A 270-nucleotide genomic window follows, 5' to 3' on the forward strand; every position below is an offset into this window, starting at 1 on the left:
GGGTGAGGTGGAGGCGGGGCTGGCCGCGCATCCGGAGGTTGACCAGGCGGTGGTGGTGATGCGCGACGGCCGCCTGATCGGTTACGTCACGGGTGCCGGCGAGGTGGACGGGGAGGAACTGCGGGCGTTCGCTGCCAGGCGTCTGCCGGATTACATGGTGCCGTCGGCGGTGGTGGTGCTTGGTTCGTTCCCGTTGACGGTGAACGGCAAGGTGGATCGGGGTGTTCTGCCTGTTCCTGAGGCTGTGGTGGGTGGCGGTCGTGGCCCGTC

At 68.9% G+C, this 270-nt stretch carries 1 protein-coding gene; it reads left to right on the forward strand.

Features of this window, described 5'->3' with window-relative positions; translation table 11 throughout:
* The coding region (locus LQ326_RS47590) for an AMP-binding enzyme (RefSeq protein ID WP_234545436.1) at positions 1-270 on the forward strand (270 nt) is incomplete at both ends.

This window comes from Streptomyces shenzhenensis (assembly GCF_021462265.1).
In the GTDB taxonomy this organism is placed as follows: domain Bacteria; phylum Actinomycetota; class Actinomycetes; order Streptomycetales; family Streptomycetaceae; genus Streptomyces; species Streptomyces shenzhenensis.